This is a genomic window from Duganella rhizosphaerae, from assembly GCF_040364205.1.
Classification (GTDB): domain Bacteria; phylum Pseudomonadota; class Gammaproteobacteria; order Burkholderiales; family Burkholderiaceae_D; genus Rugamonas; species Rugamonas rhizosphaerae.
The window spans coordinates 104339-129691 of sequence record NZ_BPWK01000018.1 but is presented as its reverse complement, the minus strand read 5'-3'; the positions used below and the strand labels follow the sequence as shown (position 1 = coordinate 129691).

The 25353-nt window shown below is 66.7% G+C and carries 15 protein-coding genes; 3 read left to right on the top strand and 12 right to left on the bottom strand.

Annotation, left to right across the window (positions count from 1 at the left end):
- The 4 genes from RUGAMON1_RS28555 to RUGAMON1_RS28540 form a co-directional block, all read right to left on the bottom strand.
- The coding region (locus RUGAMON1_RS28555) for a CHASE3 domain-containing protein (protein WP_445233687.1) at nucleotides 1–2219 on the bottom strand (2219 nt) is incomplete at its 3' end.
- Between the two features lie 135 nt (nucleotides 2220–2354).
- On the bottom strand, nucleotides 2355–5072 hold the full coding sequence (locus RUGAMON1_RS28550; RefSeq protein ID WP_445233686.1) for a TonB-dependent receptor: 2718 nt from the start codon (nucleotides 5070–5072) through the stop codon (nucleotides 2355–2357).
- A 43-nt stretch (nucleotides 5073–5115) separates the two neighbouring features.
- A complete protein-coding gene (locus tag RUGAMON1_RS28545; protein ID WP_445233685.1) occupies nucleotides 5116–6480 on the bottom strand; it encodes a glycoside hydrolase family 5 protein in 1365 nt (454 codons plus the stop codon).
- A gap of 74 nt (nucleotides 6481–6554) precedes the next feature.
- The gene (locus RUGAMON1_RS28540; protein WP_445233684.1) at nucleotides 6555–8042 is read right to left on the bottom strand and encodes a glycoside hydrolase family 30 protein; all 1488 of its coding nucleotides are present in this window, start codon (nucleotides 8040–8042) and stop codon (nucleotides 6555–6557) included.
- A gap of 282 nt (nucleotides 8043–8324) precedes the next feature.
- Between RUGAMON1_RS28540 and RUGAMON1_RS28535 the strand changes: the two genes are divergently transcribed.
- Nucleotides 8325–12695, top strand: a complete 4371-nt coding sequence (locus tag RUGAMON1_RS28535) for a molybdopterin cofactor-binding domain-containing protein (protein WP_445233683.1) — start codon at nucleotides 8325–8327, stop codon at nucleotides 12693–12695.
- 4 nt (nucleotides 12696–12699) lie between these two features.
- Here RUGAMON1_RS28535 and RUGAMON1_RS28530 read toward each other — a convergent pair whose 3' ends face one another.
- From RUGAMON1_RS28530 to RUGAMON1_RS28515, 4 genes are all read right to left on the bottom strand, one after another.
- The gene (locus RUGAMON1_RS28530) at nucleotides 12700–13125 is read right to left on the bottom strand and encodes a type 2 periplasmic-binding domain-containing protein (protein ID WP_445233682.1); all 426 of its coding nucleotides are present in this window, start codon (nucleotides 13123–13125) and stop codon (nucleotides 12700–12702) included.
- A 14-nt stretch (nucleotides 13126–13139) separates the two neighbouring features.
- Nucleotides 13140–14195 carry a hypothetical protein gene (locus RUGAMON1_RS28525; RefSeq protein ID WP_510167301.1) on the bottom strand — a complete coding sequence of 352 codons (1056 nt, stop codon included), beginning with the start codon at nucleotides 14193–14195 and terminating at the stop codon, nucleotides 13140–13142.
- 86 nt (nucleotides 14196–14281) lie between these two features.
- Nucleotides 14282–14998: a substrate-binding periplasmic protein gene (locus RUGAMON1_RS28520; RefSeq protein ID WP_445233680.1), complete on the bottom strand. Its 717-nt coding sequence runs from the start codon at nucleotides 14996–14998 to the stop codon at nucleotides 14282–14284.
- Nucleotides 14999–15198: 200 nt separating this feature from the next.
- On the bottom strand, nucleotides 15199–16023 hold the full coding sequence (locus RUGAMON1_RS28515) for an arylamine N-acetyltransferase family protein (protein WP_445233679.1): 825 nt from the start codon (nucleotides 16021–16023) through the stop codon (nucleotides 15199–15201).
- A gap of 154 nt (nucleotides 16024–16177) precedes the next feature.
- Between RUGAMON1_RS28515 and RUGAMON1_RS28510 the strand changes: the two genes are divergently transcribed.
- Together RUGAMON1_RS28510 and RUGAMON1_RS28505 are read left to right on the top strand one after the other, a co-directional pair.
- Nucleotides 16178–18346: a HAMP domain-containing methyl-accepting chemotaxis protein gene (locus RUGAMON1_RS28510; RefSeq protein WP_445233678.1), complete on the top strand. Its 2169-nt coding sequence runs from the start codon at nucleotides 16178–16180 to the stop codon at nucleotides 18344–18346.
- An 81-nt stretch (nucleotides 18347–18427) separates the two neighbouring features.
- Nucleotides 18428–19159, top strand: coding sequence for an antitoxin Xre/MbcA/ParS toxin-binding domain-containing protein (locus RUGAMON1_RS28505; protein ID WP_445233677.1), 732 nt, complete (start codon nucleotides 18428–18430; stop codon nucleotides 19157–19159).
- Between the two features lie 6 nt (nucleotides 19160–19165).
- Here RUGAMON1_RS28505 and lnt read toward each other — a convergent pair whose 3' ends face one another.
- The 4 genes from lnt to RUGAMON1_RS28485 form a co-directional block, all read right to left on the bottom strand.
- Nucleotides 19166–21631, bottom strand: coding sequence for an apolipoprotein N-acyltransferase (gene lnt / locus RUGAMON1_RS28500; RefSeq protein ID WP_445233676.1), 2466 nt, complete (start codon nucleotides 21629–21631; stop codon nucleotides 19166–19168).
- Nucleotides 21632–21636: 5 nt separating this feature from the next.
- Nucleotides 21637–22266 (bottom strand): hypothetical protein, encoded by a 630-nt coding sequence (locus RUGAMON1_RS28495; protein WP_445233675.1) that lies wholly within the window; start codon nucleotides 22264–22266, stop codon nucleotides 21637–21639.
- On the bottom strand, nucleotides 22266–23360 hold the full coding sequence (locus tag RUGAMON1_RS28490; RefSeq protein WP_445233674.1) for an SGNH/GDSL hydrolase family protein: 1095 nt from the start codon (nucleotides 23358–23360) through the stop codon (nucleotides 22266–22268). The genes RUGAMON1_RS28495 and RUGAMON1_RS28490 overlap by 1 nt, the downstream gene beginning before the upstream one ends.
- Before the next feature lie 373 nt (nucleotides 23361–23733).
- A complete protein-coding gene (locus tag RUGAMON1_RS28485) occupies nucleotides 23734–25266 on the bottom strand; it encodes a methyl-accepting chemotaxis protein (protein ID WP_445233673.1) in 1533 nt (510 codons plus the stop codon).
- Between the last annotated feature and the right edge of the window lie 87 nt (nucleotides 25267–25353).

Here is a 25353-nt window from a genome sequence, read left to right as displayed (position 1 = left end):
GCGCTGGCGGCCGCGATCTCCGTGGCCCAGCTGGCCGGCGCCGACAGGCTGCCGGCGGCGACGTCCGGCGCCGGCGCGCTCCACGCCAGCGGCAAGGTCAGGGTGAAGCAGCTACCCTTGCCCGGCTCGCTGACCAGGCTGATGCCGCCGCCCAGCAGCTGCGCCAGGTCGCGCGAGATCGACAGGCCCAGGCCGGTGCCGCCGTACTTGCGGCTGGTGGTGCCGTCGGCCTGCTGGAAGGCGTTGAAGATGCCCTGCTGGTCCTCGGCGCGGATGCCGATGCCGCTGTCCTGCACCGCGAAGGCGACCAGGCCGGGCCCGGCCGCGCGCGCCGCCAGCGTGATCTGGCCGCTGCTGGTGAACTTGAGCGCGTTCGACAGCAGGTTCTTGAGGATCTGCTCCAGCCGCTGGCGGTCGCTGACCATGGTGGCGGCCAGGTCGGCGGTGATCTGCACCTGGAAGGCCAGCTTCTTTTGCTGCGCCAGCGGATCGAACATCATGGCCATGTCCTCGACCACCTGGCGCAGCGACAGCTGCTCCGGCACCAGTTCCAGCTTGCCCGCCTCGACCTTGGAAATGTCGAGGATGTCGTTGATCAGGTTCAGCAGGTCGTTGCCGGCCGCATAAATGGTGTGGGCGAAACGCACCTGTTCTTCGTGCAGGTTGCCGCTGGCGTTTTCCGACAGCAGCTTGGCCAGGATCAGCGAGCTGTTCAACGGCGTCCGCAGCTCGTGCGACATATTCGCCAGGAACTGCGATTTGTACTGGCTGGCGCGCGCCAGTTCGGCGGCGCGCTGCTCCAGGTCGCGCTGCGCCTTGCCCAGCGCGGCGTTCTTCTGGTCCAGCGCCATGCCCTGCTCGGCCAGCTGCTCGTTGGTCTGTTCCAGCTCGGCCTTCTGGTTCTCCAGGCTGGCCCGCGATTCCTCCAGCACGCGCGACTGCTCTTCCAGCTCCTCGTTGGCGGTGCGCAGTTCCTCCTGCTGCACCTGCAGTTCCTCGTTCAGCTGCTGGGTCTCGGCCAGCACTTCCTGCAGGCGCTGGCGCGACAGGCTGGCGTCGATGGCGTTGCCGACGTTGCCCTTGACCAGGTTGAGGAAATCGACATCGCGTTCGACGATCGGGCGCAGCAGGCCCAGCTCGATGACGCCGTTGATCTCGCCGTCGGTGTCGAGCGGCACCAGCAGCACGCTGGCCGGCGATCCCGCCCCCAGGCCGGAGCTCAGCTGCAGGTAGCCGGGCGGCACCTGGTCGAGGCGGATCAGGCGGCGCTGCAAGGCGGCCTGCGCCACCAGGCTCTCGGCCGGCTTGAGACGCTGCTCGCGCGCTTCCGCCTCGGCGCTGAAACCGTAGGACGCCAGGCGGCGGAAGCTGCCGTCGTCGGCGCGCAGGTAGAGCGCGCCCACCACCACGTCCAGGTAGCGCGCCATGAATTGCAGCAGCGTGGACGACAGCAAAGGCAGGCTCATCTGGCCGATGCCCTGCTGCGCCAGTTCGCTCTGGCCGGTGCGCAGCCAGGCTTGCTGCGCCAGCAGCGCGGCGCGCGCGCCGTGCTCGGCCAGTGCCGTGTTGTACACCTTCGACAAGCCCAGCAGCTCACGCCGGCCGAACCAGGCCAGCACGCCGCCGACGCCCAGCGTCAGCAGCAGGTACAGCGCCGCCACCCAGGTGGTGACGGCCCTGGCGTCATCCTTGCGCTGCTGGCGCATGCGCAGCTCGCCGTCGACGAAGTCGTCCACCTGGCGGCGGATTTCGTCGAACTGAATCTTGCCGCGTCCAGTCTTGACCGCGCCGGTGACATCCTGATCGGCCGCGCGCAGCTTGATCATTTCCTGCGCGTACACGTCCCATTGCAATTGCTGGGCGCGGATGGCGCGCAGCCGCGCGACCTGCGCCGGATTGTCCGACACCAGCGCCGTCAGCGCGTCGATGCCGGCGCCGACCTTGGGCTTGCTCAGCAAATAAGGCTCCAGGAAGGATTGCTCGCCGGTCAGCATATAGCCGCGCAAGCCGGTTTCCATGTCCACCATCTGCTTGGTGATCCCGTTGGCGTTGCCGATCACCCGTTCGCTGTGCTCGACCCAGTTCATGGTCGCGACCAGGTAGGCCAGCAAGACCACGAACACCGCGGCGCTGGCCACGCCGGCGACCAGCGGCAAGGTGACGTTGCGTACCAGGATGGCGCGGAAACCGCGTTCGTCCAGCGACGATTGATTAGGCATGGTCTGGGCCGGTGTGGCTAAAGAAGCAAGGAGTTTAGCGCAAATACCTGCCTTGCAAACCACGCAAACCAATCGTGTGTTAGGGAAATAACAGAACACGCCCGCCGGTGGGCGGCGGGCGTGTGGACCTGCGGCTTACAGCTTGTAGTTCAAGCCCAGCAGGAACTGGCGGCCGTAGGTGGTGTAGCGCTCCGGCGCGTACGAGCCGCCCGAGAACGCATCGCCCTGGCGGGTCTGGTAAGGCGAGTTGTTCAGGTTGTTCACCTGGAACAGGAAGGACAGGCCCTTGTAGCGGCCCTCCTCGATCGCATAACCGAGCTGCAAGTCGATCTGGCGCTCGGCCAGGATCTCGCTGAAGGAACGCTGCGCGAACAAGCCCGTCACCTCGCCGCGATACGCCGAACGGTAGCGGCGGCTGGCGCGCGCCTGGTAGCCCGCTTTCTCGTAGTAGACCGTGAAGTTGGACACCACGCCCGACAACCCCGGCAGCTTCTCCTTGGTGCCCGGACCGTTGGGATGGATCGAGCTCTCGGTGCCGGACATGCTGCCGGTCACGCCGAAGCCGTCCAGCGGCGCGTACAGCAGGCCGGCGTCCAGCGCGCCCGACAGCTCGACACCCTTGACCAGGCCGCCGGCGCCGTTGGCCGGCCGGTTCAGCGTGCCGATGTCCTGCAGCGGCACCACGCCCGACGGGTTGGGGAAGCCGGCGAAGCTGAACGCGGTCTGCTGGTTGTAGATGTAGCTTTGCAGCTTTTTATACCAGAGCGCGGCGGCGATGTAGCTGCGCTTGCCGATGTATTTTTCCATCGACAGGTCGTAGGAATTGGCGCGCCATGGCTCCAGCTGCGGATTGCCGCCGCTGCCGTTCCACATGCGGGTGGTGGCGTCGACCCCGCCCGACACGCCGGCGCGCATGTCCTGCATCTGCGGCCGGGCCACCGTCTTGGCGGCGCCGAAGCGCAGGTTGGTGGTGTCGAGATACTTGCCGAGGTCGAAGTTCAGGTTCAGGCTGGGCAGCACATCGGTGTAGTTGGCGCCGCCGGTGATCGAGCCCAGCTTGCCGGCGTTGACGATGGCGCCGCGCGATTTCTGGTCGACGTTGACCGCTTGCAGACCGAGGTTGCCGCGCAGCGGGAAGGGGCCGACGTCGGTGTCGATGCCCAGCCGGGCGTAGGCGGTGGTGACTTTCTCGGTCACGCCCCAGTCCTGCAGGGCCTGGTCGTCGGGACGGGCCGGCTGCATCGTGTAGTACTTGCCCAGCACGCCCATGACGTCATAGGTCAGCACGCTCGGAATGCCGGCGAAGGCCAGCGAGGTCGACGGCTGGATCAGGTCCGGCGAGACCACGGCCGGCGTGCGGCCGTTGTTCAGGTTCCAGTAGTTGTTGGTGTCGGCGTGGGTCTTCTCGCGCTTGCTGAAGTTGACGCCGCCTTCCATGTTGCGGAACATGCCGTCCAGGTCGCGCTTGGCCGAGAACTTGATCGAACCGAGCTTGTCCTCCACCACCGGGTGGTGCATGTCGGCATCCTTGCCCCAGCCGCCGACGTCGGTCAGCTTGATGATGGACGGGTCGGCGAAGTTGAGGCTGGGCGTGAAGGTCGGCAGGCCGCTGGCGGTCGGGATGCGGAACTGGAAGTTGTTGTCGGTGATGTGCGAGCCGGCCGGTCCCAGGCCGGCGTAGGTTTCCAGCACCTGCTCGCGGCGCTTGGCGCTCGAGTACGACGCATCGCCCACCAGCGTCCAGCCATCCTTCTTGTAGGTGTTGTTCCAACCCACCGCGCCCAGCTGGTCCTTGCGGGTGTTGAAGTCGTTGCGGACGATGGGTTCCAGGTTGACCAGCGAGCCGCCCACCAGCAGGCGGGTGCCGCCTATGGTCTGGATCACCGGGTTGGTGTAGGTGACGTCGCTCCACTGGTGCGAGTTCCACATCATGCCGCGCATGGTGGTGTCTTCCTTGAACTCGGAATAGTACAGGTCCAGCGAGGTGCGGAACTCCTTGCTCGGACGGTATTCGATCACGCCCATCAGGCCGTCGCGCTTTTGCTTGCGCGAGGTGGCCGTCACTTCGGCGCCCTTCAGCGCCACCACGTCGGCGTTACCCGGCGGCAGCTTGTTGTCGGTGCCCCACCACCACGATTTGTATTCCTGCTGCTGGCCCGGCGAATCCAGGTGGGCGTAGCCGAACGCCACGCCGACCGTGTTGTTCATGAACTGGTCCACGTACGAGGCGCTGACGCGGTTGCCGTTGGCCGAGGTGTTCGAGTTCAGCTTGCCGTTGGAATTGTGCTCGCCGCGCGCGTTGAACACGATGGTGCGCTCGCGGATGTCGAGCGGACGCACGGTGTGCAGGTCCACCGTGCCGGACAGGCCGCCGCCGGCCAGCGACGCGTCCGGCGTCTTGTAGACGGTGACGCCGTTGATCAGCTCGGACGGATACTGGTCGTACTCGGCGCCGCGGTTGTTGCTGGTGGAGACCAGCTCGCGCCCGTTCATCAGGGTGCCGGAGAAGTCCGGCGCCAGGCCGCGGATCGAGATCACCTGCGCCCGGCCTTCGACGCGCTGCGCCGTCAGGCCGGCCAGGCGGGCGATGGATTCGGCGATGCTGACGTCCGGCAGCTTGCCGATGTCTTCGGCGGTGATCGCCTCGACGATGGAATCGGCGTCGCGCTTGACCGCCATCGAGGTCTCGATGCTGCGGCGGATGCCGGTGACGACCACCGACTGGACTTCCTTGTCATCCGCGGCGGCGGACGGTCCCTGCTGCGCCCAGGCCGGGGCGGCGGCGAACGCCAGCGCCGCGCAGGCGGCGGCGATCGGTGTCAGTGCGAGTGTTGGGGTTTGCTTGCTCATCATCTAGTCTCTCTTATAGTTTTAGACGGGTGGAAAATATTTACGACTAACGGAACGGCTGTGGTGCGGTGCTGCTGGTCATCCAGTCCTGCATCGGCTGGTGGACCTCGTAAGCCTGGGCGCCAAACGACTTGAACAGGTTTTCGATGTCGGCGACGGGCGCCTTGGTGAAGTCGACGGCGGGCACGGCGGCGCCGGCGGCGTTGGTGACAAAGCCCCAGCTGCCGCTGCCCTGGCCGCCGCCGTTGCTGACCACCTTCCAGCTCCACGCCGTGGTGGCCCAGCCGTATTTGGCGTAGGTGTCGAAGGAGGCGCGCGCGACCTGGCCGCCCAGGTCCAGGCCGAGGCCCATCCATGGCTGGGTTTCGCCGATGAAGAAGGCGGTGTCGACCGCCTTGATCTTGCTGTCCCATTCGCACACGCCGCTGTTGCCGCCGCCGCTGCAAGTGAGCCAGTCCTTGTGCACCTGCAGGCCGGTCTGGCCCCAGCCGAACAGGCCGGGATAGAAGTGCATCTCGAAGGCGACATTGCTCATGCCCTGCTCGGCCGGCTTGCCGTAGGCGGTGATGTTGCCGCTGTTGTGGCCGGGCAATATCACCACGTGGTTGGGATCGACCGCGCGGATCGCCGTGTACAGGGTCTTGACCACGGCGGCCAGGTTGGCGGCGCTGGTGCCCCACGGTTCGTTGAGCACGCTGTAGCCGGCCACCGCCGCGCGGTCCTTGTAGCGGCCGGCGACCTGCTGCCACAGCCAGATGGTGCGGTCCTGGAATTCCGGCGTGGACCAGTACAGGTTTTTGTTGGCGCAGCCGCTGTGCTGCTCCCAGCCCTGCGAGCCGACCGCGCCGTGCAGGTCGAGGATCACATACATGCCGCGCTTCTCGGCCTGGGCGATGGCGTCGTCCAGGTAGCGCCAGGCGTCGGCGCGCAGCTGGCGCGGATTTTTCTCATCCTCGACCACGCTGTAGATGAAGGGCAGGCGCACCACGTTCAGGCCGAACTTCTGCATCAGGTCCCAATCGCGGGTGGTGATCCAGTTGTCGCGCAGCAGCTGCATCAGCCGCTGGCGCTCGGCGTAGCCGAAGCGGGTATCGAGGTTGGCCTCCAGCTTGCACTGGTCGTCGATGCCGGCGCTGCCCTGCCCCATCATCCAGAATTCGTTGATCAGCCAGTTGCCGAGGTTGGTACCCTTGAGCGCCACCGCGCTGCCGTCGGCCTTCAGCCATTTCGTGCCCTGGGTGTGCAGCATGGTCAGCGGCAGCACCGGCACCGGCGTCACCGGGGTCGGCTTGATCGCTGCCACCGGCGGCGGCGCGGGCGGCGTCACCGGCGGCGCCACCACGCCGGAACCGCCGCCGCTGCCGCAACCAGTCAGCACCGCCACCAACAACATACTCAACAACTTGATCATCTGCTTCTCCTTTGTGGAAGCGCTTCCACTTGCGTTCTGAAAAAACTGCCATGCGCTTGCACAGCAGTTCTGTTTTACGGTTTCCAGGTAAACGTGGCGACGCTGGCGGCCGGCAAGGTGTAGCCGAAGCTGCGCTGGCCCGGCGCCAGGCGCACGGCGAAGCTGCGCGGCGCCTTGGCCGAGTTCACCACCAGCAGCGCCACCGAACCGTCGTCGGCGTTGCGGAAGGCCACCGTGTCGAGCTCGTTGTAGCCGCTGCTCGAAGCGATGCGGCGCGCGCCCTGGCGCACGAAGCGGCTGGCGTGGGCCAGCGCGTAATACTCTTCGTTGCGCGTGACCTTGCCGTCGCGGCTGTCGATGGTGACCACGCCGCGGCAATCCTTGCAGCCGCCCAGGTGCGGGCCGTCGTTCTCGTCCAGCGCCAGGTTCCACAGCAGCACGCCCCTGGCCCAGCCGCGCGTGGTACCGATCACCAAGGTGCGGGCGAAGTGCTGCAGATTGTCCGACCACACCGGCGCCCACTTGCCGCCCGAGCATTCGGTGAAATAGGTGTCCTTGTCCGGCCAGCGGTCGTGCAGCGCGGCCTGCACCCGCACGTCGCCGTTGTAGCAGTGCCACGCCACGCCGTTGACGTATTTGTTGGCCACCGGGTCTTTCAGCACATCGGCCGGCGAGCCCGGCTCGTCCCAGTTGTGGTCCCAGTCGAGGATGCGGGTTTGCGGATGTTCCTTCGCCAGCAGCGGGCCCAGGTGGCCGCCGATGAAGGCGGCGCGCTTGGCCGGCTCGACCCGCATGCCGGGATAGTCCTTGGGCTCGAAGTGCGGTTCGTTCTGCAAGGTCAGCGCGTAGATCGGCACGCCCTCCTTCTCGTACGCGCCGACATAGCGCGACAGGTAGGCGGCGAACGGCGCGAACGCTTCCGGCTTCAAGGTGCCCTGGATCAGGCTGTCAGTGCTTTTCATCCAGCCCGGCGCGCTCCACGGCGAGGCCATCACGCGCAGATTCGGATTGATCGCCAGCGCCGCCTTGGTGACCGGCAGCACGTCGGCGCGGTTGGGTTCGATGGAGAAGTGCGCCAGCGTCGGATCGGTCTGGCCTGGCGGCATGTCGTCGAAGCTGTAGTGGTGGCGCGAGAAATCGGAGGCGCCGATGGTCAGCCGGGTGAAGCTGAAGTTGGCGCCGGGCGCCTTGCCGAACAGCTCATTCATCAGCGCGCCGCGCTGCTGCGGGTTGAGGCGGTTCTGGATCAGCCAGGCCGAGGCGTCGGTGATGGCGGCGCCGAAGCCCACCATCTCCTGGTAGCGCTGGCTTGGGTCGACGTCGATGACGATGGCGGCCTTGACGCCGGAGCCGAAGGCGGCGTCGGCGCCGCGCGCCAGCAGCTTGCTCTGGTCGCCGGTGGTGATCCAGGCTTGCACCGGGCCTTGGGCCTGCGCCGCGCCGTGTGCGCACAGCAACAGCAGCGGCACGGCAAGCCGGCGCAACAACGGTTGCAGCGGATGGCGGACTAGCGAAGGGCGCAGGGCCGCATCGCCCGGCATAACGGGGCTGGCTGTGAACATTCTGTCTCCATGCAGAAGGGTCGTAGCCCGTCCGTCTGTGGTTTTTACATGAGTGGAAACGCTTCCACTTGTTAAATTCACTATAGCACCGCGAATTCTGCGATGTCAATCACGGAAAAGCGCCGGAGGTGTTAATTGGTGAGTTTTCGGCGTGCAAAAAGTGCGCAAAATTAAGTTGGCCGCCCATCGCGAAACCAGTATTCTGCCGGTGCGCGATTGGCGATTTTTTGCTGTATCGAATTAACCACGCTGAACCACCCATCGATGCCACAGGAGCCCTACATGTCCACTTCCGAGCAAATGTCCGACCTGGTGTTCTATCTCAACGGCGAGCGGGTCCAGCTGCCCACGGTCGACCCGACCGTGCTGCTGGCCGACTACCTGCGCTCGCCGGAAGTCGGCCTGACCGGCACCAAGATAGGTTGCAAGCAAGGCGGCTGCGGCGCCTGCACCGTCATGCTGTCGAGCTGGAACGAAGAGCGCCAGCAGGTCGAGCACCGCTCGGTGAATTCCTGCCTGCGGCCGGTGGCCTCGCTGGACGGCATGCTGGTGACCACGGTCGAAGGCACGGGCAGCGTCAAGTCGGGCTGCGTCAGCACCGTGCAGGACGGGCTGGCCTGCAACAACGGCACCCAGTGCGGCTACTGCACGCCCGGCTGGGTGATGAACATGACGGCCGCCGTGGCCCAGCGCGGACCCAAGCCGGGCACCAAGCAGGAAATCGAGGCCATGTTCGATGGCAACATCTGCCGTTGCACCGGCTACCGTCCCATCCTGTACGGCTTCAAGAAAACCTTCGCCTCCGACTGGGACCCCAAGGTCGACGAAGCCGGCTGCATGACGTGCGAAGTCGATCCGGCCGAAAAGGTGGACAAGACCGCGCCGGTGGAGATCGCCTTCCCCGCCGAGCTGCGCAAGCTGCCGCGCCCGGTGCACTACACGGCCAACGGCTATCACTGGTTCCGGCCGCTGACGGTGTCCAGCGCCATCGGCCTGATGCGCGACTTCCACGACCGCGCCGACCTGCGCCTGGTCGGCGGCAACACCTCGATCGGCATCTACCCGCGCACGGTGGAAAATCCGCATGTGTTCATCGACATCTCGCACGTGCCGGAGCTGCATGAGCTGAGCCTGGCGGACGGCCAGCTGCGCCTGGGCGGCGGCCTGCCGTACGCCAGGCTGCTGGACTTCCTCGACGCCGCCAACGAGCGCGCGCCCAACGCCGGCCTGCAGGCGCTGGCCTACATGGCCGGCCGCACCGCCGGCGGCATCGTCCGCAACGCCGCCACCCTGGCCGGCAACACCATGCTGGTGGTCACGCACGCCGATCAAGGCGTGCCCTTCCCTTCCGACCTGTACACCGCGCTGGCCGCGCTGGGCGCGAGCGTGACGGTGGCCGCGCCCGACCAGGCCGAGCCGAAAACCATGGCGCTGCTGGAGCTGCCCGCCTACTGGCGCCGGCACGTGGAAGGCTGCGTGCTGCTGTCCTACCAGTTGCGCCAGACCGGCGCCGACGAATACGCGCAAACCTACAAGACCGCGCAGCGCGAGGTCAACGCCCACTCCATCGTCAACGGCGGCATGCGGGTGCAGCTCGACGCCCAGCAATGCGTGGCCGACATCACGCTGGTGTATGGCGGCATGTCGCCCACGGCCACCCGCATGCCGCACACCGAGCAGGCGCTGCGCGGCCAGCGCTGGGACGCCGCCGCGCTGGCCAGGGCGATGCCGGTGCTGCGCCAGGAACTCGATGCGCTGACCGACCGCTACGCCGCCCACTACGCGCAACTGCCCGATGAAGGCTACAGCGCCACCTACAAGCGCCAGCTGGCCGAATCGTATCTGTACAAATTCTTCATCGCCGTCTGCGAATGGCGCGGCCTGCCGGTGCCGCCGGCGCTGCGCTCGGCCGGCGAACGCGGCGAGCGGCCGGTGTCGAGCGGCACGCAAGCCTACGTCACCTACACCGACCAGTTCCCGGTGCATGTGCCCTACGTCAAAATCGAAGCCATGCTGCAAGCCACCGGCGAGGCCCAGTACATCCACGACATCCCGATGCCGCCGACCGGCATGAACGGCGCGCCGGTGCTGAGCCAGGTCGCGCTGGGCAGCTGCATCTACCAGGTGCCCGGCGTTGCGGGCCCGGCCTCGCCGGCCGAGGTGCTGGCGGCGCTGCAGGCGCTGTATCCGGACGTGAAGGACTACATCACCGCCATCGACGTGCCCGGCGCGGTGATCGACGGCATGGCGCACGACGATCCCATCTTCGCCATCAGCGTGGCCGTCAGCGCCTGTCCGGACGGCGCGCTGCCCAAGGGCTACGACCCGCGCGCGCCGCTGATCCTGACCGGCTACGGCCAGTGCATCGGCATGGTGGTGGCGCGCAACGAACAGCTGGCGCAGGAAGCGGCGTTCTACCTGCAAGCGCATTTCTGCCGGTTCAGCGCCGAGCGTCCGCAGATCGAACTGCCGGACACCGACGCCGCGCGCAGCAAGCTGGTCTACCTGGACCAGCCGGCCGGCGCGCCGTGGTATTCGCACATCTGGAAGATCACCCGCGCCGGCACCAGCCTGGACTGGGTGGCGCCGCGCACGCCCGAGCAGCCGGACCTGAAGCGGCCGGTGGTCGACTACAAGGTCTCGATCGCCAGCGAGATCTACGGCGCCGTCAGCTGCACCCGCACCGCCAGCCAGCAGAAGGTGGGCAGCCAGATCCACTTCTACATGGAGACGCAGTCGAGCTACGTCGAGCCGGTGGAAGACCGCCAGGTGCGCGTCTACGCCTCCACCCAGGACGCCAACGTGGTGCAGGGCGCCGTCGCCAGCGTGCTGCAACTGCCGGTCAACAAGGTCGACGTGCGGGTGCGCCGCATCGGCGGCGGCTACGGCGGCAAGTGCGGGCAGTCGGCGTTCGCCAGCACCATCGCCGCGGTCGGCGCGTGGAAGCTGAACCGGCCGCTGCGCATGGCCGCGCTGCGCCAGGTCGACACCGCCATGTTCGGCCACCGCCACCCGGCGCTGGGCAACTACAACATCGCCATCGGCGACGCCAGCAACCCGCTCACGCACGGCAAGCTGTTCGGCTTCCAGGCCGACTACTGGCTCGACGGCGGCCGCACCTACGATTGCAGCTTCGTCATCAGCGACTGCATGTCGCTGCGCAGCGACTCGGCCTATTTCATTCCGAACTGGTCGTGCACCACCGACGTCTGCCGCACCGACAAGACCACCAACACCTCGATGCGCACGGTGGGCATGATCCAGGGCGCCATCATCGTCGAGGACGCGATCGAGGCGGCCGCCCACAGCGTCGGCCTGACGCCGGAGCAGGTGCGCGCGCGCAACCTGTACGTGCAGGGCCAGGTCACGCCGTATGCCGAACCGCTGGAGTCGTGCTACATGCGCGAGGTGTGGGAGTACACGCTGGACAAGGCCGACTTCACCCGGCGCGCGGCGGCGGTGGAGCAGTTCAACGCCGCCAATCGCTGGCGCAAGCGCGGCATCTCGGTGCTGCCGGTGAAATACGGTTCCGGCTTCAACCTGGCGCTGCTGGAACAGGGCGGCGCGCTGATCGAGGCGTATTCGCAGGACGGCACGGTGCTGGTGCGGCACGGCGGCATCGAGATGGGCCAGGGCCTCAACACCAAGATGGCGCAGGTGGTGGCGTATGCGCTCAACGTCCCGATCGGCATGATACGGGTGGCGGAAAACGACACCGCCGTGGTGCCCAATCCGGAGAGCACCGGCGCCTCGACCGGCACCTCGTTCAACGGCCTGGCGGCGCAGCAGGCCTGCGGCGAACTGCGCGGCCGGCTGGAGGCCTATTGCCTGGGCCTGCTGACCGCCAACGGCAACGAATGGTGCGCCACCAACCAGATCAACTTCTGGGACTACAAGGACGGCTGGCGCACCGAGGTGATCCACAACGGCAGGAAGATGACGATGTGGGCGGTCATCGTCGGCAACGCCTTCAACGAGCGGCTCAACCTGTCGGCGCAGGCGCGCGTGGCGATCGACGGCGGCACCCACCCCGACGGCAACCTGGAGTTCAAGAAGGTGGACGGCAAGCCGGCCAAGGAGGAAGTCGACTACTTCACCGGCTACACCTACAGCGCGGCCTGCATCGAGGTCGAGCTCGACGTGCTGACCGGCGAGACCACCATCCTGCGCGCGGACGTGGTGTACGACGGCGGCAAGTGCCTCAATCCGGCGATCGACGTCGGCCAGGTGGAAGGCGGCTTCGTGCAGGGACTGGGCTACGTGACCAGCGAGGACCTGAGCTACCAGCCGGCCGATTCCGGCACCGAACCGAGCGCCACGCGGCCGGCGCCGGGCGCGCTGTACACCACCAACACCTGGGAGTACAAACCGCCGGCAGCGCAATCGATCCCGCTCGTGATGAACATCATGATGTTCCCGCGCGAGCTGGCGCCCAACGCGCCGCCGGACCAGGGCGACATCCTGTCGGCCAAGGAAATGGGCGAGCCGCCGATGACGCTGGCGGTGGCGGCTTTCTTCGCGATCAAGCGCGCGGTGCTGGCGGCGCGCAAGGACCGCGGCCACCACGAGTGGTTCCAGATGGCGTCGCCGGCCACGGTGCAGCGGGTGCGCGAGGCCTGCCTGGTCGACACGGCCGACCTCAGCGCGGACTAGTCGGCTAGTGGATGGACAGCACCGCACGCACGCTCGAATCGAGCGCGCTGCGGTCGATATAGCCGACCAGGTTGGGGTTGTCGGCCACCAGGCGCTTGATGGCGGCGCTGTCGCCCGATTCCACCGGCGGCTGGCCGCGTCCGGTGAACAGCATGTGGGCCCAGTAGGCCTTCATCTGGGCCGGCGCCTTGCCGCTGCTCTTCAGGTAGAACACGTCGCGCACCGGCGAGCCTTCGGTCTGGTCGATCGGCACCGCGTGCTGGCCGTTGGGGAAGTCGACCGCCTTGCCCAGGAACAGGTCGGCCGCCTGCTCGCCGCTGAGGGCCTTGACGGCGTTGCGGGCCGAGACGATCACCACCACCTCGGCGCGGCTGCAACTGCTGGCCAACAACAGCGCGGCCAGCAGGCAGTGGGGGATGGACTTGTGCATGATCCGTCCTCCCGTCAGTAGAGGAAGTCGGCCAGCAGGCTGACCACGTTCACCTGGCCGCCGCGCGGCGTGCCCGCCACCACACTCTGCAAGGTGCCGTAGGAATTGGCGCCCAGGTGCAGCTGGTCCCACTGCACTTTGAGGTCGAGGTTGCGCGCCACGTCCCAGCGCAGGCCGGCCGCATAGGTGTGCTGGGCAATCGGGAGGTTGCCGGTGTCGGTCAGCGGCCGCAGTTCGGACACGGTGACGTAGGGCGTCAGCGTGCCGAAGCGCATGCCGCCGTTCACATACCAGGCTTCGCGGATGGCCTTGACGCGCTTGCCGTCATAGTTGGTGGCGCGCACCCATTCGCCGCTGACGAACCACTCGCCCGGATCCCACGACGCGCCCAGCGACGTGAAGCGCCCGCGCGGCGGGTTCTGGTTGTCGACGTCGCGTTCCTGGTAGGCGGCGTGCAGCGTCAGCGGGCCCCGTTCCAGCGTGTCGAACACGCCCATCACGGAGGTGGAATGAACGTCGACGCCGCGCGTGTTGGTGACGGTGCGCTTGCCGTACAGGATGCTGGTGGTGTTGCTGATGCCGCCGAAATGGGTACGGTACGAGGCGTCGACGCCGTCGCTTTCCTTCAGCGCCAGCAAGCGGTAGACCTCGATCGGCGGCCGCGCCGTGATATTGCTGTAGCCGACCCGGCGCGAATCCGACGCCAGGAAACTGGCCAGCCCGATCCGCCCCATGCGCACGCTGAGGTCCGGAGTCAACGCGTACTTCAGATTGGCCCAGGTCAGCAAGGGCCGGTAGCTATCGTTCCAGCGGTACTCGGACACCACCTGCACCACGCCGGACAGCTGCGGCGTGAAGTTGGCCGTCAGTTGCAGGCCCAGCCGGCTGTCGATATCGCCGGTCCACTGGCGGTTGCGGCCGGTGCCGTTGGGTTGCAGGTTGTCGAACACATAGTCGGCGCCGTGCTCGTCCGAATGCGCCATGCCGATCGTGCCAAAGCCGTTGGCCGACAGCCAGGGCCGCACCGGATCGGCCGCGGACTCTGCCGCGCGCGCGGGCAAGGCCAGCATGAGCAGCGCCGCGCTCGCGGCCAGGGGCAGGTGAAGAATGGCAGGAAGGGCAGAAACGGCAGGCATCCGGGCTCCAGGCAGTTCGGTCATTGTTCCATGTAGTGGTCCAGCAGCTTGTCGAGCTCCCTGGTCTTGGCCAGCCGCGCCAGGCCTTCGTTCAGCGATTGCAGCAACCTGGCGGCGTCGGCGCCGCTGGCCGCCACGCCGAAGTACAGCGGCCGCAGCGGCGAATCCGGCAGCGGCTGGCTCACCAGCGTGCCGTCCACCAGCAGGCTGCGCAGCTTGGGGTTGATCAGGTACTGGCCGGCCATGGTCTCGCGGCTGTCGATGAACAGATCGCAGCGCCCCAGGTGCAGCTTGCCGATCAGCTGTTCGTAGCCGATGGTGGCGCCGCGGTCGACCTTGCTGGTGGGGATGCCGTAGACCTCGAAGCGGTAGCCGCCCAGGCCGCACAAATGGTAGCGGGCCACGTCGCTCAGCTGTTGCAGGCTCAGCCCTTGCGGCCGCGCCCGGCGCGAGTAGAAGTACACGTTGTGCATGGTGAAGTAGGCGTCGCTCAGCACCAGGTTGCCGGCGGCATCGGCCTGGCCGATGTTGAGCGCGATATCGACGCGGTGGTCAGCCACCAGCGCCAGGCAGCGCGCCCAGGGCAGCAGTTGCACGTCGACGGTCCAGCCGTAGCGCGCGCCGATCAGCTTGAGCAGGTCGACGCTGGCCCCGACCACATGGCCGCCGCGCTGGCCGTTGATGCGCTCGGCGAACACGAACGGCGGCATTTCCGCCTGGTCGGCGCAGACTTGCACCGTACCGGCCCAGGCAGAGCCTGTAGCAAGGCACAGCAGTAGCAAGCATGCGTATAAACGATTCATAACATAGGGGCCGACCGCAACAATCCGAGACCCATTCTAGCAAATGCCGTCTGGACCGCCGCAATAAGTGTTGCGCCGATGAAAACTTTTTTTACGCCCGGCGAAGGTGGCGACGGCTGGCGGAAATCTGCGCGCTAGCCGGCCGTCTCGTCCCATACCGCGGCCGCCGCGCGCTCGATCACCGGACGCCAGTCCGGCGCCACCGGCAGCAGGAACACTTCGGCCAGCGCCTGCTCGATCTGGTCGGCGTTCAGGAAACGGCGCTCGCCGCCGCCATCCGCGCGGCGTATCGTCAGCCGGTTGCGCAGCAACGCATGGCGCGCCTCGGGCGTGCTGCGCGCCACGATCAGGTCGTGGCGGAAATGCGATTGCGGATAGGTCGACGAATAATAGTTCGCCATCACATAGTCGCCGTCGCGGCACGGCGCCGGCGAGACCAGGTAGACCGGCATCCAGTCGTCGCCCAACAGCGCTTCCAGCAGATGCTCGTTGCCCTGCGGCGTGATGCGGAAACGCTCGTGCGGTGTGGACTGCGGCGTCGCCAGGTCGAAGCGGATCGGCGCCGTCAGCACGCAGCTGCCGAAGCCGACGTCGCACAGCCAGGGCTGGCCGTCCACCGTCACCCGCAACACCATGTGGGTGCGCGGCCGCTGCCGCGCCTCGGGGCCGGCCATCCATTGCACCTGGGCGATCAACGGCTCGACCTGGAAGCCCAGCGCGCACAACACGCGCTGGAACAGGCTGTTCTGCTCGAAGCAGTAGCCGCCGCGCCCGGCCTGCAGCAGCTTGGCGTCCACCGCCTCCGGCGCCAGCAGCACCGGCCGGTCCAGCAGCACGTCGATGGCCTCGAAAGGAATGACGGCCGGGTGCAGCTGCTGCAGGGCGCGCAGCGTGTCCAGCGTGGGGGCGCGCGGCCCGGTGTAGCCGATGCGCGCGCAATATGCGTCCAGTAATTCCATGGTCCCGCCTGTTTGAAATGTTAGCGAAAGAACCACCATCATAGCAGTCCTGTTGCGTTTCACAATTTCCACAGATCCGCATGGGTCTATATCAAATGCAAGTCGAACCGGAGTAGTATCGACACGACAGTACACACTCGACCAGGAGGCGTAAATGTTTTCCAATTTGAAGGTTGGCACGCGTTTGGGATTGGCATTTTTTCTGCTTACTTTGCTGTCGGTGGCGCTGGGCTGGATCGCCATCCATGAAACCTCCGCCATGAACGAGCAGTGGAAGACCATCAAGGAGGATGCGCTGGCCAAGCGCAGCGCGATCAACCGCGGCTCCAACGCCCTGGGCGCCGGCATCCATCATTTCAAGAACTACATCCTGCGCGGCGGCGACTACGACAAGAAGTTCGAAGCCGACATGGTCGATGTCGACCACACCATGGACGACTACAAGGCCACCGGTTTCGTGACGCCCGACGAAGACAAGCTGCTGAGCCAATTGCGCGACGGCGCCACCGCCTACCGCAAGGACATGGCGGTGCTGGTCTCCATGCGCGCCAAGACCGACAATCCGAACGAGCTCGACAAGGCAGTGGCCGGCGCCGACAAGCCGATCAGCGCCGCCCTCGCCAGCCTGCGCGAGAAGACCGAGGCCACCCTCAAGCACTCCGACCAGGTCATGAGCGAGGTCAGCGCCGCCGCCCAGACCAAGGTGATCCAGACGCTGGCGCTGATCGTGGTGCTGACGATCGCCGCCGGGATCTACATCACGCTCAGCATCACCCGCCCGATCAGCCAGGCGGTGACGGCCGCCGAGACGCTGGCGCGCGGCGACCTGAACCTGGACATCCAGGTCAAGTCGAACGACGAGACCGGCCAGCTGCTGGCGGCGATGAAGCACATGATCGTCAAGTTGCGCGAGATGATAGAAAGCCAGCGCGGCATGGTGGAGGCGGCCAATCGCGGCAATTTCTCCATGCGCATCGGCGCCACGGATCTGCAGGGCTTCCAGAAGGACATGGCCGACGGCCTGAACGCGCTGATGCAAACCACCGGCGCCAGCATCGACGACGTGGTGCGGGTGATGGGCGCGCTGTCGGCCGGCGACCTGTCGAAGAGCATCGAGAAACCGTATGAGGGCGCGTTCGGCGAGCTGAAGGATTACGCCAACCAGATGATCGCCAAGCTCAAGCAGGTGATCGAAGGCCAGCGCCGCGTGGTCGAGGCGGCCAACCACGGCAATTTCAACGACCGCATCGACCTGGGCGGATTGCAAGGCTTCCAGAAAGAGATGGGCGAAGGCTTGAACAACCTGGTCATCACCACCGGCGCCAGCATCGACGACGTGGTGCGGGTGATGGGCGCCATGTCCGAGGGCGACCTCAGCGTCCACATCGACAAGCATTACGAAGGTTCCTTCGGCCAGCTCAAGGAATTCTGCAACAACACCGTCTACAAACTAGGCCAGGTGGTCACCGAGGTCAACGGCAGCGCCGAGGCCCTGGCCAGCGCCTCCGAGCAAATCAGCGCGACCGCGCAGACGCTGTCGCAGGCGGCCAGCGAGCAAGCCGCCGGCGCCGAGGAAACCAGCGCCTCGATCGAGGAGATGACGGCGTCGATCTCGGCCAACACCGAGAACGCCCGCATCACCGACGGCATGGCCAGCCAGGCCGCCAAGGAAGCGGTCGAAGGCGGCGACGCGGTGCGCTCGACCGTGGCGGCGATGCAGCAGATCGCCAAGAAGATCCAGATCATCGACGACATCGCCTACCAGACCAATCTGCTGGCGCTGAACGCGGCCATCGAGGCGGCGCGCGCCGGCGACCACGGCAAGGGTTTCGCGGTGGTCGCCGCCGAGGTGCGCAAGCTGGCCGAACGCAGCCAGCTGGCCGCGCAGGAGATCGAACAGGTCGCCACCAGCAGCGTCGACCTGGCCGAGAAGGCCGGCCGCCTGCTCGACCAGATGGTGCCGAACATCCGCAAGACGTCGGACCTGGTGCAGGAAATCACCGCCGCGTCGGAGGAGCAATCGGCCGGCGTGGGCCAGATCAACAGCGCGGTGGGCCAGCTGAGCCAGACCACACAGCAGAACGCCTCGAGCTCGGAACAACTGGCGGCCACGGCCGAGGAAATGAGCGGCCAGGCCGAGCAGCTGCAAACGTCGATGTCCTTCTTCAGGCTCGAAGGCGGCGGCCGCGCCAGCGCGCCCGCCAAGGGCCGCCGGCCGCCGGCGCCGGTGCGCGGCGGCCAACGGCAGGGTCCGACGCAGAACCTGCACGCCATGTCCAGCAGCGTCCAGGACGTCGACGAGAGCAAGTTCGCCAAGTTCTAGATTCCTACCGCCTATCGATTGAATCGCCCGGGATTTTGGCATACCATTTGGCTCTCTTAGCCCAACCAAATGGATGACACTATGACGGCTACAGACGACCTGAATATGTCAAGCCAGAGAAAGGGCGCATCCCCAACCAAGAAGCACGCACTTTGGAATACGATAGCCAGCCCTGGCAAAACCTCGCTTGGCCAGCTGAGAGCACTCGTTACGCGGGTCCGCGACGCCTCGGAAATCCAGCTATTCGACGCCGTGGAAGCCGGTGTTCCAACCGAGGTCGTAAAACTGATTGCCAAGGCAACCGGTGAACCTGCCTCGGTCATTATGGAGCTCGCTGGCGTATCCCAAACAACGTTTGTGCGCAATGAGGCCGCCAACAAGCCGCTGCCGGACGTGGCCGGCCATCGCATCATGGCCTACCTGCGCCTGCTCGCCACCTTGCGCAAAATGCTGGACGAGAGCGGCGACCCCGAACAAGTGAAAAACTTCAACCTCGAAGCCTGGTTTGCGCATTGGGTACATCAGAAACTTCCTGAGCTGAAAGGCAATACGCCAGCCGACATGCTGCGCAATCCTGAAGGCCAACGCGCAGTAGAACAGGTGCTCGAACGTATGCGGGGGGGGGGGACTGGCCGCATGACGGTCAGTTTATGGCGCATCGCCTCAGACACCACCTCTTGGGCAGCACTGCTGGTCGTGCCATCGGTGATCATTAACGAAGAGGACAACGTCCTGATCAATCCAGCGCATCCGGATGCGGCGCGAATAACAGTCCAGCGGATTCGGCAATTTGTCTACGATCCCCGCGTTTAGCGTCCGCTACACGCCAACCAGGTTCGCCAGCAGCCACCCCGGCAAGCCCAGATACAGCGCCGCGCGGCCGGCCCGCTCCAGCCAGCGGCGGACTTCGACCGCCCGCCCCGGATGCAGCAAGGCCGCCAGCAGCGTGCCGGCTTCGATCGCCGCGCGCAGCAAAGCCGCGCTCAGCACCACGCCGATGGACCAGGCCGCCCACCACAGGGCAAACGCCAGCAGGTAAGCCTTCAGGCCGAACGTGTAGTACTCGCCGAAGGCGCTGCCGTAGGCGATGTGCTGGTGCAGGTGGAAGGCCGGGATGGCCAGCGCCAGCGGCAGCAAACCGAACTTGGCCAATGGACGGTCGAGCTTGCGGTGGCGCAGCGCCAGGCGGGCGCGCGCATACACGCCCATCGTCGCGCCCGGCTGCTCGAAGCCCTGGGGGCCGCCGGCGCCGGCCAGCGCGGCGGCAAAGGCCAGCGGGTTGGCCAGCGCCAGCCCGTAGCGCCAATGCTGGCCCGACGCCAGGCGCAGCGCCAGGCCGGCGGCCGGCACCGGCAAGCGCCACAAGCGGACCGCGGCAATCTCGCCGAGCGCCAGTTCGATGCGCTGGGCGCCGCGCGTCAACACCAGCACGCCGTCGCCGATCGACGCCTGCGCGGCAAACGCCAGCAGCACGCACCACGAGGCGGCTTCCGGGGCAAGGAACAGTCCGGTGAACAGGCGGATTTGCGCCAGCGTGTTGGTCCTCAATGCTTCGTTGAGCAGCAAGGCCACGCAGATGCCGAGCAGGCCGGCGCGCGCCATGATGCGCAACAGCGCCGCGGCAAGGCGGGCCGCCGGCGGCAACACCGCCACCCGCACCGGAAACGTCAGCTGCGCCGGCGCTACGCCGTCCGCCGCCGGCGCGCGCCAGGAAGGGATGGCCGCCCTGGCCGCCAACAACAGCAGCAAGGCGCAGGCGGCGCGCCCCACCCAGTCGCCCCAGCGGACCATCAAGGTAGGCGCCGGCTTGCGCACCACCAGGTCCGCGACCACCAGCGCCGGCTCGCCCATGCGCGTGCCCGCCAGCAGCGCGCCGCTGGTGTCGAACGCCGCGCTGTAGCCGTTGGTGGTGACGCGGAATTGCGGCAGCCGCGTTTCGATGCTGCGGAACGCGGCCACGGTCTGGTGCAGGCGCGCGCCTTCGGGAGCGTCGCTGAACCAGGAATCGTTGGACATGGTCAGGATGGCCTGCGCGCCCAGCCTGGCGCCGGCGATCGCCAGCCCGGCGTCGACATCGTCGAGGCAGATCAGCGGCAGCACCGGGATCTCGCGGCCGTCGGCCAGGCGCAGCGGGAACACCCGCGCGCCATTGCCCGCCTTCCAGTTGCCGGTCCACGGCAGCAGGCTGCGCAGGCGCGGCCCGTCCAGCCAGGCCGGCACGTATTCGGTGAACGGGAACAGATGCGTCTTGCGATAGAACCCCGTCAGTCCGCCTGGCTGCACGAAGGCGGCCGCGTTGTATTCGCCGTCGCCGTCGCTGTCGTAGGTGCCGAACACGAAGGGTACGCCGGCGGCATGGACGGTGGCGAGTATCTCGCGGTCGAAGCCGGCGCCGGCTGCGCTCTTGGGATGGCCGAAGGTGGTGGGATAGGCGGTCTCCGACCACAGCACCGCGTCCGCATGGCGCCGCACCACGGCGTCATAGCTCATGGCGAAGTGGGCATCGAGCACGTCGCGCACCACCGCGCCCGCGCCCTTTTGCCGGCGCAGGCCTTCGTAGTCGACGATGTTCGATTGGACCAGGCCCATGCGCAATGGCTTGCCGGCGGCGCTGCTGTTGTCCGGCAGCGCCGCCAGTCCGTAGCCCGCCAGCAGCAGCGGTCCCAGCGCGGCCAGCGCCAGCGGCTGCAGGCAGGCGCGCCAGCCACCACGAGCGGTTGAGCGATCGCGCGCCAGCGCCGCCGCCACGCCCTCGTTGGCCAGCAACAGCAGCACGGTCAGGCCGGCGGCGCCGCCCACGGCGGCGCCCTGGCGCATCAGCGCCGACGGATACAGGCCGTGGCCGAGCGTGTCGCCGAGCAGCTTGGGCAGCAGCCATTCGGCCGCCACCCAGGCGGCGGCCGCAGCCAGCGCGCGCAGCAGCGGACCATGGCCGCGTCCGCTCACGTGGCGCACCAGCGCGAACACCAGAAACTGCGGCTGGAACAAGGGCGCGGCCAGCAACAACACGGCCAGGCCGGTGCCGGCGCCGACGTGCGTGTAGCGTCCGAGCGCGATGCCGAACCAGGGGAAGACGGCCGCCGTGAAAGCCAGCGACATCAGGTAGGCCGAGCCCAGCGTCGCGGCCAGCGAGCGGCTGGCGTTGAGCGTGGCCAGCCACGGGACCAGCATCACGAAGCCCAGCAACCAGCCGAGCCCGCCGCGCGCATACAGGGCCGACAGGACGGCGCTCGCCAAAATGCCGGCCGCCACGCGCGCCGGGTAAGAGTTCAGGAATTGTCGCATGCGGATCAGCGGCCGGGAGCGGCCGGTTCAATGGGAGGTGGAATGACGATGCGCCGGATCGGCAGTCCGGGCGGCGCCAGCTCCGGCGGCACGATCCGGTTCTTGGGCATGGGGATCGGATTGCGGGCGGCGTCGTACAGCTGGAAATCCGGCGCGAACATCAGGATCGCTTCGATGCGCTGGCCGTCGTCGGTTGCCTGGTGGTGGCGGACGTAGCCTTCCGGCAGCACGAAGTCCTCGGGCACCGCCAGGCCGACCATGGGCGGCCGGGTGCCCGGCGGCGAAAACGCGCCGAGGCCGGAGTAGATGCCGCGCTCATGCAGGCGTTCGATCACTTCGGGCATGGTCGGCTTCTCGCCGCGCGACACATAGCTTTTGAGGTCGCGCGTCGAGTCGGCGTCGCCCTCCGGCGCGCGCCGCTGTTCCGGCGCCGCAGGCTGCGGCGCGACAGGCGACGATGCCGGCGGCGGCCCGGAGGCCGCCGCCGCGCTGGCCGCAGGCGGCTGCGCCGGCGCCCCGGCGGCGACGCCGGGGTCAGGCGTCGTCACCAGGTAAATCAACACGCCGAAGCCGATCACGGCCAGCACCAGCGCGACCGCCAGCAAGCCGGTGCGCGGACGCCAGGCGCCGTGCATCAGGGCGTGGCGACGTTGTAGGTCGACACCGCCCAGCCCATCCGCTCGTGGCCGTACTGATTCCAGATCGGGTTTTTGCCGCCGGCGATGGAACTGTAGCGCGGTGCGCCCGAACCACTGCTGCCGCCAAACAGGCCGGCCGTGACGGTGCTGCCGTTGTAGGTCGGGTGGGTGTCGTCCGACTGGATGTAGTCGTAGCTGCTGCTGGCCGATGTGAAGTGCGTGTTGGCGTCGCGCAGTGTCGAGCGCAAGGTGGTGGTGATCCGGGTCAGATAGCTGGCCTGGCTCTCGCCGGCGACGTAGCGCAGCGCGTCGGCGTCGATCTGACCGTCGCCGTTGCTGTCATAGTCGGCGCCCATGTACTGAGCGAAGTTGTCGGCGCAGGCGAAGCCCTTCTGGCGCGCCAGGTCGCACATCGCGAAGTTGATGCGCACCAGCGAAGGCAGGAACTTGTCCTGCATGTTGACGGTCTTGCCGGTCGATGCGTCCTTGCAGGAGCTCTGGACGTTGTCGGCGGCGTAGCCCGGGTAATGCAGGTTGGACACCAGCTTGAGCTTGACGCCGGAATAGGCGTTGGCGTTGATGTAGTCCATCGCCGCGCCGACATACTGCTTGCAGCTGCTTTCCGCCGCGGTCAGCACGCTGTCGTCGCAGGTGCCGGTCTGGCTCTTGAAGGCGGTGCGGGCTTGCAGGCCGTCGTTGCCGCACATCTCGAAGGCCACCACGCGGGTGTTACTGGCTTGCATATACGAACGCTCGGCCACGATCTTGTTGTTGTACACGTCCGAGGCCACCGCGCCGGACTTGGTGCGGCGCACGCTCTCGATGTCGGCGTTCCACTGCGCGGACAGGTATTCCGCGTCCACCGTCGGCGCCGAGTACTTGGCGGCGCTGGTGACGGAACCGTTGTAGCCGGCAAAGATCGAATCGCCGTAGGCCACCACGCGGTAGACGGTGGAGGTGCCGGGACGGTCGATGGTCCAGGATACGTTTTGGTTCAGGGTGCTGGCCGCCGCGTGGTGTCCAACGGCGAGCAAGACAAGTGAGGACAACAGCGTAGGCAACGACTTCTTGTGAAAGCGGGTGTACGACATGGGGTGTCTCCGATCAGAGGCTCTGCAAGATGGCTCATTGTGTGATGGTTCTCGCACTACGACGTACAGCAGCCTCGGCTCGCGCGAGCCATCATATCGCGGCGGTCAGGCTGCCATCGTTCAGATCAACTACGTATTAGCAAACAGTTCATGTTACCTCGACGGCAGCGGCGCGGTTCCACTCCCCGGCCGCTGTCTCGAAGGAACACGAAAATGTCTCGACAGGACCGGTTGCCTGTCGCGCGGAGATCACATGCACGCAAACCAAGCCACAAGCACGCGACGACAGGATGTGTGCATGCAATAATTATACTTTTGCATAATTACCAATTCGTGACAATGCGGATAAATATGCGCAATAAATTGCGCGGTCCTAGCGGCGCAGCTTGAATACGCTGACGGCGCCGGCCAGCTCGGCGGCCTGCTGCTGCATCGATTGCGCCGCCGCCGTGGCCTGCTCGACCAGCGCCGCATTCTGCTGCGTCACCTGGTCCATCTGGACGATGGCGTTGTTGACATGCTCGATGCCGGAGGTTTGCTCTTCGCTGGCGTCGGCGATCTCGCCCATGATGGCGCTGACGCGATTGACGCTGGCCACGATCTCGTCCATCGTCGTGCCGGCCTGCTCGACCAGCCGCGCCCCCTGTTCCACGCTTTGCACGGAGACGCCGATCAGTTCCTTGATTTCCTTGGCGGCGGAGGCCGAACGCTGGGCCAGGTTGCGCACTTCGGACGCCACCACGGCGAAGCCGCGTCCCTGCTCGCCGGCCCGCGCCGCTTCGACCGCCGCGTTCAGCGCCAGGATATTGGTCTGGAAAGCGATGCCGTCGATGACGCCGATGATGTCGACAATGCGGCGCGACGACTGGTTGATCTCGCCCATGGTCGTCACCACCTCGGCCACCACCGTGCCGCCCTTGACCGCGACGGCGGCGGTCGCCGCCACCAGGCCGCTGGCCTGGCGCGCGCTGCCGGCGTTCTGCTTGACCGTGCCGGTCAGCTGGTCCATGGCGCTTGCGGTCTGGCCCAGCGAAGTGGCTTGCTGTTCGGTGCGGTTGGACAGGTCGAGGTTGCCGTCGGCGATTTCGCTCGACGCGGTCGAAATGGTCTCGGCGCCGCTGCGGATCTGCGCCACGATGCCGGCCAGGCTTTGCTGCATCGACTTCATGGCCGACAGCAGGCTGTCGCGATCGCCGCCGCTCGTTTGTATCTCTTCGGTGAAATCGCCGGCTGCGATGCGGCGCGCGATGTCGGCCGCATAATCCGGTTCGCCGCCCAGCTGGCGCATCACATTGGCCGACAGCAGGTAGGTAACCACGCCGGCCGCCACCAGGGTGGCCAGCGCCAGGCCCAGGCTGACCCACATGGTGCGCTGGGTGGAGGCGATCACGCTCGCTTCGGCCAGCTTGACGTCGTCCTTCTTGGCCTTGAGGAAGTCCAGCAGATGGCCGCGCATGACGCGCCAGACCGGCGTTTCGTCCTTGTTCAGCACCACGATCGCGGCGGGCTGATCGTCCTTGGCCAGCGCCATGATCTTCGTTTGCAGCCCGGCCTGTTTTTCGCGCAATTGCGCCATCTCCGCGAACATCTTGCCGGCCTCGCTTTGCGGGGGGACCAGGCCTTGCGCCACCTGCAGGTATTCAGCGAAGGACTTGCTGGCATCGTCGATATTCTTGTGCCCGGCCTTGTTGCTGGGATCGAGCACCACGTTGCGCAGCGCTTGTCCCATTTGCAGGCCTTGCGCGTACAGGTTGGTGGTGGTCTGCAACAAGGCTTGGTCCACTTCCAGGAATTGCTGGAACTGGTTACGGGCGCTTTGCATGCCCATCAGCGCCACCCCCAGCGCGACAAGGAAAGCACAACATACTACAGCCATGCACAGCACCATCTTGTCGCGTAACTTCATCGGTGTTCTCCCCTGGTTGAATGTTTTAAATCTATGCAACTGTATGGAACTGGAAATGTCTTGCGTAGAGGAACTTGGACAGGCTAA